The organism is Vibrio sp. Sgm 5 (assembly GCF_026241575.1).
In the GTDB taxonomy this organism is placed as follows: Bacteria; Pseudomonadota; Gammaproteobacteria; order Enterobacterales; family Vibrionaceae; genus Vibrio; species Vibrio jasicida.
Map to the genome: position 1 here is coordinate 43455 of NZ_JAPHPY010000009.1, position 13499 is coordinate 56953.

A 13499-nucleotide genomic window follows, 5' to 3' on the forward strand; every position below is an offset into this window, starting at 1 on the left:
CATGAGTACCATTGCATTTATTGGCTTGGGCAACATGGGCAGTCCAATGGCACAAAACCTATTGGCGTCAGGGTTTCACGTGCAAGTGTTCGATGTGGATATGAACGCGGCGAGGCAACTCGAACCGTTTGGCGCGGTGGTTGCTAGTACGTTAAAAGAAGCCGTAGATGGCGCAGGAACAGTCATCACCATGCTACCAGCAGGCGCACACGTGCGCACGGTGTATTTGGGGGATTTACACGGTGGTGTCGGTCTACTCAACATTGTGCAGGACAACGCATTGCTGATTGACTGTTCGACCATCGATCCAGATTCCGCTCGCTTAGTGGCAAATGAAGCGCAGAACAAACGATTGTTGTTTGTCGATTCTCCTGTTTCTGGTGGTGTCGCAGGCGCAAAAGCGGCAACGCTGACCTTTATTGTTGGTGGTTCGGATGAAGCGTTCTCCAAAGCTAATGCGATTTTGCAATACATGGGTAAGAACGTGTTCCATGCTGGGAAAGCGGGCGACGGTCAGATGGCAAAAATCTGTAACAACCTGATGCTGGGCATTTTGATGTCGGGAACCTGTGAAGCGCTCAATCTCGGTATCGATCATGGTCTCGACCCGAAAGTTCTATCCAATATCATGCTGCAAAGTTCTGGTCGAAACTGGGCGTTAGAGCTCTATAACCCGTGTCCCGGCGTGATGGATTCTGCGCCAGCGAGCAATCAATACAACCCAGGTTTTATGAGCAAGTTGATGCTAAAAGATCTTGGCTTGGGTTTAGACGCAGCACTGCAAACTAACTCTTCTGTCCCTATGGGCTCTTTGGCTCGTAACCTTTATGCATTTCATAACGCAGCAGGTCATGCAGAACTCGACTTCTCCAGCTTGTTTGAATTCTATAAGAACCAGAAGGACAAGAATCAGAAGGGCTAAAAGCTAGTTTCCTTATCAGGCGTTTAAGCATGGAAGTCATCCAGTAATGGAGAACAGATATGGATTTAAGAAACAGTGTCATTGCAATCACAGGTGCGGGTCAGGGGCTAGGGCAGATGATGGCGGTCAGCCTTGCTCAAGCGGGCGCGGATTTAGCGCTGCTTGATGTTAACGAAACGGGACTGCTGAATACCCAAGAACAATGCCGGATGCTCAGTGCCAAAGCATTGATCTATCGACTTGATGTCACCAATGAATCTGAGGTGGAAGATACCTTTAATGAGATTCTTCAAGATTTTGGACAGTTAAACGGCTTAGTTAATAACGCTGGCGTCTTGCGAGATGGATTGTTAGTCAAAGCCAAAGACGGCGAGATCACTAAGATGTCGCTTGAGCAGTTCAACCTAGTGATGAACGTCAATGTCACGGGCACCTTCTTGTGTGCTCGAGAAGCGGCAGTCAAAATGATCGAGAGTGGCTCGAAGGGAGCTATTATCAACATCTCCAGCGTGGCGAGAGCGGGCAATATTGGACAAACCAATTACTCTGCCTCGAAAGCTGCCGTCGCAACCATGGCAACAACATGGGCAAGAGAACTCGCCAGATATGGAATTCGCTCTGCGGCTATTGCGCCCGGTGTCATCAAAACGGCAATGGCAGATCAAATGAAACCAGAAGCCATAGACCGGCTGCAAAAGATGATACCCGTCGGTAGGATGGGGGAGACGGGCGAGATTGCTCATGCCGTGAAATACATTCTTGAAAACGACTACTTCACAGGGCGAGTGCTCGAAGTGGATGGTGGGATGAGAATGTGAAGGAAGAGCCGATTAAGGCTCTTTCTTGTTTTTGAGTGTCTCAATTTTGTGTGTGTGATAAGCATTTTGGAAGAATGCTATTCCGAACACGAAATAAAACAAACCAGTTTTAGTCGAGTCGTCTGCGTCAGACCAGAGCCACACTGTGAAAGAAAAAATGATGACGTAATAGAACGTTAGAATAAGAAGTTTGGACATGACCGGAATGCCTGATTTTTCACCGTAATCAAACAATAAACTCATCGTAAGCCCAACAAAGACTGTTAGCTTCCTAGCCTCGAATGAACTCACGAATTTAAATGTACAGAATGAAATGATCTCAAGCTAAAGACGTCGCTACTTAGTTTTAATTGAGTTAACAGTTCAGTGGGCGTTTTCCCCGTTACTCGTTAAAACATAGAGTTCGTGAATGATATATCGTTCGCGGTGATTGAAATTTGAAATGCCATGTAAATAGTATGTGAATTCATAACTATGATGCTGGTCACGCTTTCCTTAATTCGCACTTTCTAATGTAGCTCACACTCTCGCGCCGAATACGCAACTGATTACTCTTCTCGTTTGCGTTACTTAAGTTGCTGTAAAGAAAAGAATATACGCTGTAGTGCGTTAATATTGTGCACCAGCTTTGCTATTCCTATATCAATATTAGCTTTCATAAATGGAACGTTAGTTTCCATCTGTGGCTGATGAGCTTTCCTTTTTCCCTCCGCATAATGCGCTCGAATGTAACAATGTATTTCAAAGTGTAACAATAAACTCACGTTGCGAATGTGGTTTTAACCATCAAGCAACTTGATACCTCCCACCAAGAAGTTCATTGCTGCACAAGCTCAACACAAAAATATTCTAATGACCAAGACAACCAATCGCAGGGCTTGCTCTGTTGTTGGCTAACCATCGAGAAAGTTAATGGAAGCTTCAAGATACAAACGCATCTTAGCGAGGATAAGTTTGGCAGGAACCATTCTTATGCTTTCAGGGTGTAACTCTGCTCTACTTGACCCGAAAGGTAGTATTGGCGTTCAGGAAAAAGAACTGATCATTACAGCGCTTTTACTGATGCTGATTGTCGTGATCCCTGTGATTTTAATGACAATCTATTTTGCTTACCGCTACCGAGAGTCGAACACTGGCGAGGAATACGCTCCAGAGTGGGCGCACTCGACCAAGATCGAAGTGGTGGTGTGGACGATTCCAATCATCATCATCGCGATTCTGGCAACCATCACTTGGCGTTCTACTCACGAGTTAGAGCCATCCAAGCCCATCGCAAGTGACGTCAAACCCATCACCATTGAGGTGGTGTCACTCGACTGGAAATGGCTGTTCATCTACCCAGAAGAGAACATTGCGACAGTGAACTATGTGGCGTTTCCGAAAGATGCTCCGGTTCAGTTCAAACTGACCTCAGACAACATCATGAACGCGTTCTTTATCCCGCGTCTCGGTACTCAGATTTATGCGATGCCAGGCATGGTGACCAAGTTGAATCTGATTGCGAACCACACAGGGGATTACAAAGGCTTTGCTTCTAATTACAGCGGTAAGGGTTTCTCGCAGATGAAATTTACCGCAGCAGCAATGGAAGATCGCACTGCATTCCTGAATTGGGTACAGCAAGTGAAAGCCAGCCCTGATCGAATCGAAGACTGGGAGCAATTTCGTGCGCTTGCATCACCAACGGTGGCGGAGCCTGTGAAGATGTTCTCTAGTATTCCACCATTTTTGTTCACCGACGTCGTGACCCAGCATCCGGGTTCAATGAACTGTTTGCCGGAAAATCTAGGATAATCGCAATGTTTGGAAGATTAACACTTGAATCAATCCCTTATCACGAGCCGATTATTGTCGTCACTCTAGCGGTGATCGCGATCGTTGGTTTGGCTGTCGTTGCGGCGATAACCAAAGCGGGTAAGTGGCAATACTTATGGAATGAATGGTTTACTTCGGTAGACCACAAAAAACTAGGCTTTATGTACATCGCTGTGGCAATGGTGATGTTGGTTCGTGGCTTTGCTGATGCGGTCATGATGCGTAGCCAACAGCTGCTTTCTGCGGCAGGTGAGACCGGTTATCTACCACCACATCACTACGATCAAATCTTTACTGCCCATGGCGTAATCATGATTTTCTTCGTGGCAATGCCGTTAGTGATTGGTTTGATGAACATCATCGTGCCGCTGCAAATTGGTGCGCGTGATGTGGCATTCCCTTACCTAAACAACCTAAGTTTCTGGTTGTTTATTGTGGGCGTGATCCTCACCAATATGTCACTTGGCTTGGGTGAGTTTGGTCGTACTGGTTGGTTGGCGTATCCGCCGCTGTCTGGTATTGAGGCAAGTCCCGGAGTTGGGGTGGATTATTGGATATGGGCGCTGCAAATATCCGGTGTCGGCACCACGCTGACGGGCGTGAACTTCTTTGCGACTATTTTGCGCATGCGTACGCCGTCTATGCCAATGATGAAGATGCCAGTGTTCACGTGGGCGTCCCTGTGTGCCAACATTCTAATCATCATTTCATTCCCAATCCTAACCGTAACCATCGCGCTACTAACGCTGGATCGCTACATCGGTACGCACTTCTTCACCAATGACCTTGGCGGCAACGTAATGATGTACGTCAACCTGATTTGGGCATGGGGTCACCCAGAAGTGTACATCCTGATCTTGCCTATTTTTGGTGTGTTCTCTGAGGTAACGGCAACCTTCTCACGCAAGAAGCTGTTTGGTTACACCTCGTTAGTATGGGCAACCATCGTAATCACGATTTTGGCGTTCGTCGTTTGGCTGCATCACTTCTTCACCATGGGCTCAGGTGCAAATGTGAATGCATTCTTCGGCATCGCCACCATGATTATTTCCATCCCTACCGGGGTGAAGATCTTCAACTGGCTATTCACCATGTACAAAGGGCGAATCCGCTTTACCACGCCGATGATGTGGACAGTTGGTTTCCTGATTACCTTCTCAGTTGGTGGTATGACGGGCGTACTGATGGCGGTTCCGGGGGCAGACTTTGTTCTGCACAACTCTGTGTTCCTGATTGCGCATTTCCATAACGTAATCATTGGTGGTGTGGTATTCGGCTGTTTCGCGGCAATCACTTACTGGTTCCCGAAAGCGACGGGTTTTACCATGAACGAAACATGGGGCAAACGTGCATTCATTTGCTGGATTGTTGGCTTCCTAATGGCGTTCCTACCGCTTTATGCGCTGGGCTTTATGGGCATGACGCGTCGTCTAAGCCAAGACCTTAACCCAGAATACTTCCCATTGTTGGCAGTTGCAGCAGCAGGTACGGCAGTGATTGCGCTTGGCGTGGTTTGTCAGTTCATCCAAATTTACGTGAGTGTTCGTGACCGCGAGCAAAACCGTGACCTAACGGGTGACCCATGGGGCGGTCGTACCTTTGAGTGGGCGACGTCTTCACCACCGCCGTTCTATAACTTTGCGCACCTACCAAAAGGTGATGTGCTAGACGCGTTCTGGTACCAAAAGCAGAATGGCGAATTCGATCCAACCAAAGAAGTGGAATACGAACGCATTCATATGCCGAAGAACACACCAACAGGTATCTATGTGTCTGCATGGGCGTTGGTGTTTGGCTTCGCCATGATCTGGTACATCTGGTGGCTGGCAGCTGCAAGCTTTGTTGGCATCATCGTGACGTGTATCCAACACAGCTACAACGACGACGTGGATTACTACGTTGAAGTAGAAGAAATCAAAGCGATTGAAGCGGAGCGTCGAGCTCAACTTGAAGAAGCGAAGAAAAACGAAGTGAAAGACAACGATAAGAAAGACGATCTGGAGGTGACTTATGCAAGCTAATGTTGCGGTTCACGACCACGATCATCACCATGATTCTGCAGGCATTAAGCTGTTTGGTTTCTGGATTTACCTAATGAGTGACTGTGTATTGTTTGCGACTTTGTTCGCGACTTACGCAGTACTAGAAAGTGGCTCTATTGCGGGTCCAACCGGTAAAGACATTTTCGAACTGCCGTTTGTGTTTGTAGAAACCATGTTGCTGCTGTTCAGTAGTATCACGTTTGGCTTCGGCATGATTGCGATGAAGCGCAAAGACGTTGCAGGATTAAAACGTTGGTTAAAAGTGACCTTCTTACTTGGTGCTGGCTTTATCGGGATGGAAGTGTACGAGTTCCATCACCTGTTTGTTGAAGGCTATGGTCCACAAGAAAGTGCATTTCTATCTGCGTTCTTCACTTTGGTCGGAACACACGGTTTGCACGTAACCTTTGGTTTGATCTGGTTAGCCGTGTGCTACCACCAACTGTCAACCAAAGGCTTGAACGATAACATGTCGATGCGATTCCAGTGCTTGAGCTTGTTCTGGCACTTCCTAGACATCGTTTGGATTTGTGTATTCACCATCGTTTACTTATTGGGGGTTATGTAATGGAACAACATCTAGATACAGGTGCCTCTGATTACGTAAAAGGCTTTATTGCGTCTCTGATCCTGACCGTGATTCCTTTCTATTGTGTTTGGGCGCAAGTGCTGCCAGATACCGCGACTTATGCCGTGTTATTTGGTTGTGCGATTGTGCAGATCTTCGTGCACTTTAAGTACTTCCTGCACATGGAAGTGAAGACGTCAGAAGGTCAGTGGAACGTGGTGTCACTGATGTTTACCGCCATTGTTGTGTTGATTCTGATCGCTGGTTCGATCTGGATCATCTACAACATGAACGTCAACATGAAGTTGTAGGCTAGGGTATGCTGAAAAGTTATTTGTCTATTACTAAACCGGGCATCATTTTCGGCAACCTGATTTCTGTTGCGGCGGGGTTCTTCCTCGCCGCAAAATCAGAACCCGCTAACTTTCTGTTGTTGCTGACAACGTTAGTTAGTGTCGGGCTTGTGATTGCATCAGGATGCGTGGTGAACAACATCTTCGACCGCGATATCGACCAAAAAATGAAGCGCACACAAAACCGTGAATTGGTGATGGGAAACATCAACATCGACGCGGCGTTTGTTTACGCTTTGGTATTGCTGTTGAATGGCACAGCGTTACTGTTTCAACTTGTGAATCCGCTCTCGGCTGTGGTTGTACTCTTGGGTTACGTGTTTTACGTCTTCTTCTACACCATGTGGTACAAGCGAAATTCAGTCTACGGCACCTTAGTCGGCAGCATTTCTGGCGCCGTTCCTCCGCTGGTGGGCTACCTTGCTGTGACGAACTACATCAGCTTAGAAGCGATCTTACTCTTCATCATGTTTTGTCTCTGGCAGATGCCGCACTCCTACGCGATTGCCATGTTCCGCATGCAAGATTACCGTGACGCAGGCATTCCAGTACTTCCTGTTAAAGAGGGGATCGCTAAAGCGCATCAGCATATGAAAGCGTACGTGGTTGCTTTTGGTGTAGTTGCTATCGGATTGTTTATGTTGGGTGAAGCTGGGTACGAGTATTTAGCGGTCTCGGCAGCGGTGTGCTTTATGTGGACACGGGTGACATTCCAAAAAGTGAATTACAACAACTATATCCAATGGTCCAAAGCGGTGTTTAAGGTGTCGTTATTGGTCGTGATGAGCATCAGCGGCGTGCTTGGTTTAGAGTTGATTCCACTGCCGTTTATTCATTAAAGAGCATATCTATGTGGTTCGCTCTTTATGATAAACATATATATTGCATTTTTATTAAGCTAGTATCGAAAAAGTAATGCCTAAATTTTCTTACTAAGTAAAGTCTAGTTAAATTGGTCACGTTTAACATGTTTGTTCATCGATGAGTTTGATCATATTTCGACTAGGCAATATAAAGTGCTATTAACAATAGAGAAACCAGTAGGAAAAAATAGAGCTAACAAAAGTAGTGATGTAAAGAAAATCCAGGCTCTTCTAAATGTTTTCAATCGTAAGAAGGGTCTATCTATCATCAATATAACGGGAGTATTTGACGAAAAAACATCACAATCGCTGCTTAATTTTAAGAAATCCTTCCAACATAAACAGCTATTAGATGAAAGTGTAATACCCAATGGGAATACTTTTAAAGTCCTTAAGGAGTTCTTAGCTAAGACGTTTACAGTTAAGTCAGTTAGTCCACCGAAAGAAGGATCTTTAACTTGGAACTCAGAAGGTAATGAGGGAGGAAGGTTTCATAGTAGAAAACTACACGTACCAAGTGAAAACTCAGGGCTTACACTAGGAAGAGGTTATGATTTGAAACTAAAATCAATCACAACGATTCGTCGTGACCTTGCATTCTCTGGTATCAAGCAAGAGAAAATAACAATACTACTCAAAGCTAAAGGCTTAAAAGGCGCTCAAGCGCGAAGCTTCATAATCGATAATGATTTATTAGATTTTGAGCTAACAACCGATGCTCAGATTAAGCTATTTAAAATTAGTTATAACCATGAAGAGTCAGAAGTTATTAGAATTTGTAAAAAGTTAGATGTAGTTAATCGCTACGGAGTTACAGATTGGGATAATTTAGATGAGAAAATAAAAGAAGTTCTTGTTGATTTAAAATTTAGAGGTGATTACAGTCCTTTAACGAGAGTATTAATTCAGCCTATTGTGGTAAAAAATGATGTTAAAGCATTCAAAGAAGTTATGAGTAACCGTGCTAATTGGCAGAGTGTGCCTCAAGATAGATTTGAGGCTAGAGCTAAGTTCCTACAATAGCCTTAAGGTGATTAATATGACTAATTTGAAAAGTATCTTGATGTGCATCGTTTTTTTGATTCCTTATAGTGTTTACGCTGCACTCCCTGCATCTTTAAGCTCTGTAAGTAGCTATCGAGTAAATGAGCAGTTAGTGCGGATTGCGATTCACAATATGGAAATAAATCCTTTAATTGAGATAGATACCATTGATACACCCAGTTATAGGCTCAATGATTCCAAGAAGATAACCTCTATTTTATTAGATAAAGAGGTTTTAGCTTTTACTGACTCCGCAGGCGTTTTTGTCGAAGATTACGGAAAACGAGGCACTAAGCTGTTTTTTGTATTGGATTATTTTTATTTGCAAAGTGGGAGTGTCCTTGTCGACTGTGAAGTCTCATTCAACAACGGAAAAATCATGCAACCAGAATGCTCAGTAAAAGAACACGAAGAGGTAGAATAGAGTTTGTTTGCTTACCTATTTATCTCACCAAACCTTAATCCAGATTAAAGTTTTGCCGCAGTTTCGGCGGTAAGGTTCGCGTCGCTCATCGCACTGAACAGAAATTCAGAGAAGGAACAGCCATGCTTTGTGTATCGCTGTTCCTTTTTCGTTCCTGCTCGGTAGTGATGTATCTAAAAAGACATATTTTAAGAGGACTGGACTTGAGCATTTTGTTTTCAGAAGCCCGCATTGGCAACATGACACTAAAGAACCGCTTTGTACGTAGTGCAACGTGGGAAAATATGGCGACAGAAGACGGTCACATGACCGAGAAGTTGTACGACATTTATGAAGAACTTGCCAAAGGTGAAGTGGGGCTGATCGTTACTGGCTACGCAAACATCGTAGAAGAAGAGAAGCCGAACGCAGGCATGATGGGGATCTACAACGACTCTTTCATCGATGAATACAAAAAGCTGACTGACCTTGTTCATGAGCATGACTCTAAGATCGTTATGCAGATCGCTTACGGCGGCACAAAAACGACCTTCAACGTTGGCGAGCGTGTGATTTTTGCTCCAAGTGAAGTGCCGGAGCGCGGCACCAAAACTGAAGGCAAAACGATGACTCAAGATGAGATCGACTACATCGTTAAAGCATTTTCGCTAGCGAGCAAGCGTGCACAAGATTCTGGCTTTGATGGTGTAGAAATCCACGCGGCGCACACGTACTTGATCAACCAGTTCTTAAGCCCATACTACAACCGTCGTGAAGACCAATACGGCGGCAGTCTTGAGAACCGCATGCGTTTCCTTATGGAGATCTATGCCGAAACACGCAAGCTAGTTGGTGACGATTTCCCGATTCTGGTGAAACTGACAGCAACAGAGTTCTTCGATGGCGGTTTGACGTTCGATGAAACGCGCATTGTTTGTAAGAAGTTAGAAGAAGTGGGCGTGGATGCGATCATTGTATCGGGTAACATTCACGGCAACGCAAGCACCATGGTAGGTGAATCGTTCGACGGTTACACGTTACAAGAAGAAGGCTACTTCCACGAATACGGTCAAGTGATCAGCCAAGATGTGAACGTACCGGTAATTACCGTAGGTGGCTTAAACGACTTCTGCGCGATTGAAGACTTGGCTGAAAATACCAAGATTCAGTTCTTCGCGCTTTCTCGCCCGTTATTGGCAGAGCCACAATTGATCAAGCGCTGGAAAGACGGTAACCGCGCCGAAGTGGACTGCGAACGTTGCTCTAAGTGTCGCACCAAGCGTGGCAACTTCTGCGTGGTTTACAAGCGCAGAAAGTAACGTGTTTTGACGCATGAAATTTTAAAAAGCCCCTGATGATTAACGTGTCAGGGGCTTTTTTAGTTGTGAGTTATACCCAAGTAACCTCGAGATGCTGGTTCAGCGAGAATGATTTGGTTTGTAGACGCGGCGGCGATTTAAAGGTTTGGTGGTTCTAAATCAAGAATCGACAACAAAGTATACAAGCCAAGGCAACTCGCCCTTTGGGAGCGTGTCATTGACCCGATTGCTGCGTCAAACAACTTGGAAATAGCTGGCTATTACGCTGCGTTGTCTTCCTTGCCCTCGAATCAATGACAACGCTCTGAATCCTGCATCTTGAAGTCACTTGGGTATATGCTTACGCAGTTTCGACTTCTTCTTGGTAGTTCAAGTAATGAATGCACAAATCATGAAACGCTTTTGCCTGAGGGGAGATGGTTCTATCCGTCAGAGTAAAGATGCCAACTTGTCTTTCCAAAGGTGGATCGATCAGTGGAATCCAAACCAGTCGAGTTTCGTTGGTCGGGAACGCTAATTTGGGCAAGGTGGTGACACCAATACCAAGCTCAAGAACTGAGAATAAAGACGTGATGTTTTCAACAGAATACAAAGCTTGTTCACTTAGTGCGCGCGCAGGAGTGGGATCGAGTAGGGTACAAGTCCCGTTTCGAATAAAAGGTTGTTCTAACAGTGTTTGCCACTCAATCCCTTCTGGATGCTGAGCGATAGGGTTGTCCTTCAAACACACTACACCAATGGGGTCAGAGATTAGCGGGGTAAACTCGATACCGCCTTCGTCTAAATGTGATGGGTTACCTAACGCTAAATCGACTTCGCCTGATAACAAACGGGCTTCGACGCCAGCGGCGTTATCATCAATCAAGCTGACTTCAACGTTTGGGTACTGTTCGCAAAACGCGCCTAGAACACTTGGAATCAATTTAGCCGCAACGGAGGGAACGCTAGCGATGCGTACTCGACCTTGTTGGCCCGCGGCGGCGGCTTTCAAGTCATTATCCAATGCACTGTAGATGTTGAGAAATTGAATAATTTTAGGTAAACAGATTTCACCGAAGGGAGTGAGCTTGGATTTGTTGCCCGTTTCAAACAGCGTTTGCCCTAGGTTTTTTTCCAGTTCTTTGATCGACGTTGACAGCGCCGCTTGCGAGCGGTTCGCTCTATGTGATGCCGCTCGAAAACCACCTTCCTCGACCACCATCACAAAATGCTTTAATTGTTGAAGCTTGATACTCATGGCGAAACCTCTGCAATCCCTTTATTTACCTTAGTCTTAATAAGGTGATAGATTTTTCTTATCAAATGTAAAAAATTTACCGTTCGATTTATCGCCTGTCAATGTGCAGTATTTAACTATCTTGAAACAAGGTTGTTACAAAGGTTGAAAGGCACGTGAATACTTCTACGAAAAAATACCCAGTCAAAACCGCATTGTTTGCTTCTAAAGCACCACTCGAGTGGGCCATCGTTAACAATGGCACTTTATACACGGCACAAATTCCGATTGATGATACAGGTGCTGTTGTAGAGGGTGGTATCGAAGCGCAAACACGCCAAACCTTCAATAACCTCGTCCATACTTTAGAGTGCGCGGGTGAATCGTTAGACTCCGTTTTACAAGTACTGATTTACGTGACTGATCGTGAATATCTCAAAACGGTTAACCAAGTGTACGCGGAGTATTTTGAGGCGCCTTATCCAAACCGTGCCGCGATGGTGGTAGCAGGATTAGCTCGCGAAGAAATGCTGGTGGAATTTGTGGTGTACGCATCGGCGAGCCAGCCCGAGTAAATTATAAAAGCACAGAGCCAATACTTAGTTGGTTTTGTAAGTCAGATTAATGAACTGGTGGAAGACCACTGGACGTCAGGAAGAACAAGGACAGAGCAATGACTTTTATCAATAATGTTCAAGCAGAAAAATCCCTCTATATTGCAGGCGAATGGCAATCGGGCGTTGATACGATTGCCAACATTAACCCTTCAGACATCAGTGAAAATTTAGGTCACTTTGCACAGGCGAGTGGAGCGCAAGTAGAGCAAGCGATTCAAGCTGCTAAAGTTGCACAGCCCGAATGGGAAAAAACGCCAATTGAGCGTAAACAAGCGGTATTGCAAGCAATTGGTGATGAGTTGATTGCCCGTTGTGATGAACTTGGTACGTTGCTTTCTCGTGAAGAAGGTAAGCCTTTTGCAGAAGGTCGCGGTGAGATCTACCGTGCTGGTCAATTCTTCCAATATTTTGCGGCTGAAGTGCTGCGTCAAATTGGCGATAACGCGGCTTCCGTCCGTCCAGGCGTTTCCGTTGAGGTAACTCGCGAAGCTGTTGGCGTTATCGCCATTATCTCTCCTTGGAATTTCCCAACCGCTACAGCTGCATGGAAAATCGCACCAGCGCTTGCTTTCGGCAACAGTGTAGTATGGAAACCCGCTAACCTAACGCCGGCTAGTGCGGTTGCACTGACGGAGATTATCCATCGTCAAGGTTTACCAGCAGGCACATTTAACCTTGTGTTAGGCAGCGGCTCGCAAGTAGGTAACACGCTTATCAACTCAAAAGATGTAAATGGTGTGAGCTTTACTGGCTCGGTTGATACCGGACGCAAGGTCGCCGCAGCGACGGCACCAAATTTTGTTCGCTGCCAGCTAGAAATGGGCAGTAAGAACGCGCTTGTGGTTGCCGACGATGCTGACATTCAAATCGCCGTTGAAGCAACCATTGCAGGTTCTTTCTCTGGCGCAGGTCAGAAATGCACTGCGTCATCTCGTCTCGTCGTTATGGATGGCATTCACGATGCCTACGTGGAAGCACTGATTAAACGTATGAGTGAGCTTAAAGTCGGTCACGCATTAGAAGACGGTGTGTTCATGGGACCCGTTGTGGATGGAAACCAATTGAATGCCAACTTCGAATGGATTGAGAAAGCACGTCAAAGTGGTGCGGAGTTAGCGTTCGGTGGCGAGCGCTTGAACTTAGCACATGATGGTTTCTACATGTCGCCAACCCTTTTCCTCAATACGCAAAACAGTTGGGAAGTGAACCAAGAAGAAGTGTTTGCGCCAATGGCAAGTGTGATTCGAGTCTCTGATTTGGATGAAGCCATTGCTGTAGCGAACGATACTCGCTTTGGTTTGACGGGCGGCATCATTACACAAAGCCTCCGTAATAGCGCGATCTTCAAACAACAAGCTCAAACTGGCTGTGTCATGGTCAACCTACCAACCGCGGGTACGGATTATCACGTGCCGTTTGGTGGTCGTAAAGAGTCGAGCTTTGGTCCACGCGAGCAAGGTCAATACGCAAAAGAGTTCTACACCGTGGTGAAAACCGCTTATCAACGTCCTTACTAAGT

The 13499-nt window shown here is 45.7% G+C and carries 13 protein-coding genes; 12 read left to right on the forward strand and 1 reads right to left on the reverse strand.

The genetic code is table 11. The features are described 5' to 3' along the window. Window position 1 precedes the first annotated feature (1 nt). From mmsB to OQJ86_RS07395, 10 genes are all read left to right on the forward strand, one after another. Window positions 2-922, forward strand: a complete 921-nt coding sequence (mmsB, locus tag OQJ86_RS07350) for a 3-hydroxyisobutyrate dehydrogenase (RefSeq protein ID WP_265987351.1) — start codon at window positions 2-4, stop codon at window positions 920-922. A gap of 59 nt (window positions 923-981) precedes the next feature. Next, entirely contained in the window at window positions 982-1740 is a 759-nt protein-coding gene (locus OQJ86_RS07355) for an SDR family oxidoreductase (protein ID WP_265987352.1), read from the forward strand. Between the two features lie 912 nt (window positions 1741-2652). After that, complete coding sequence (gene cyoA / locus OQJ86_RS07360) at window positions 2653-3534, forward strand: ubiquinol oxidase subunit II (protein ID WP_265987353.1); 882 nt, start codon at window positions 2653-2655, stop codon at window positions 3532-3534. A 5-nt stretch (window positions 3535-3539) separates the two neighbouring features. Continuing rightward, complete coding sequence (cyoB, locus tag OQJ86_RS07365; protein ID WP_265987354.1) at window positions 3540-5576, forward strand: cytochrome o ubiquinol oxidase subunit I; 2037 nt, start codon at window positions 3540-3542, stop codon at window positions 5574-5576. Further along, complete coding sequence (gene cyoC / locus OQJ86_RS07370; RefSeq protein WP_265987355.1) at window positions 5566-6165, forward strand: cytochrome o ubiquinol oxidase subunit III; 600 nt, start codon at window positions 5566-5568, stop codon at window positions 6163-6165. The genes cyoB and cyoC overlap by 11 nt, the downstream gene beginning before the upstream one ends. Beyond that, the gene (gene cyoD, locus OQJ86_RS07375) at window positions 6165-6476 is read left to right on the forward strand and encodes a cytochrome o ubiquinol oxidase subunit IV (protein WP_005443825.1); all 312 of its coding nucleotides are present in this window, start codon (window positions 6165-6167) and stop codon (window positions 6474-6476) included. Before cyoC ends, cyoD begins: the two co-directional genes overlap by 1 nt. An 8-nt stretch (window positions 6477-6484) precedes the next feature. After that, window positions 6485-7357: a heme o synthase gene (cyoE, locus tag OQJ86_RS07380; RefSeq protein WP_265987356.1), complete on the forward strand. Its 873-nt coding sequence runs from the start codon at window positions 6485-6487 to the stop codon at window positions 7355-7357. Window positions 7358-7534: 177 nt separating this feature from the next. Next, the gene (locus OQJ86_RS07385; protein ID WP_265987357.1) at window positions 7535-8404 is read left to right on the forward strand and encodes a hypothetical protein; all 870 of its coding nucleotides are present in this window, start codon (window positions 7535-7537) and stop codon (window positions 8402-8404) included. A 16-nt stretch (window positions 8405-8420) separates the two neighbouring features. Next, the gene (locus OQJ86_RS07390) at window positions 8421-8849 is read left to right on the forward strand and encodes a hypothetical protein (RefSeq protein WP_230676717.1); all 429 of its coding nucleotides are present in this window, start codon (window positions 8421-8423) and stop codon (window positions 8847-8849) included. 203 nt (window positions 8850-9052) lie between these two features. Further along, the gene (locus OQJ86_RS07395; RefSeq protein ID WP_265987358.1) at window positions 9053-10147 is read left to right on the forward strand and encodes an NADH:flavin oxidoreductase; all 1095 of its coding nucleotides are present in this window, start codon (window positions 9053-9055) and stop codon (window positions 10145-10147) included. Window positions 10148-10487: 340 nt separating this feature from the next. Here the strand turns inward: OQJ86_RS07395 and OQJ86_RS07400 are convergent, their stop codons facing one another. Then, window positions 10488-11384 (reverse strand): LysR family transcriptional regulator, encoded by an 897-nt coding sequence (locus tag OQJ86_RS07400; RefSeq protein ID WP_039975208.1) that lies wholly within the window; start codon window positions 11382-11384, stop codon window positions 10488-10490. A 155-nt stretch (window positions 11385-11539) separates the two neighbouring features. Here OQJ86_RS07400 and OQJ86_RS07405 point away from each other — a divergent pair, with 155 nt between their 5' ends. Then, window positions 11540-11938 (forward strand): RidA family protein, encoded by a 399-nt coding sequence (locus tag OQJ86_RS07405; RefSeq protein ID WP_009704646.1) that lies wholly within the window; start codon window positions 11540-11542, stop codon window positions 11936-11938. Window positions 11939-12036: 98 nt separating this feature from the next. Next, window positions 12037-13497 (forward strand): aldehyde dehydrogenase family protein, encoded by a 1461-nt coding sequence (locus OQJ86_RS07410; RefSeq protein WP_265987359.1) that lies wholly within the window; start codon window positions 12037-12039, stop codon window positions 13495-13497. The last annotated feature ends 2 nt before the right edge of the window (window positions 13498-13499 follow it).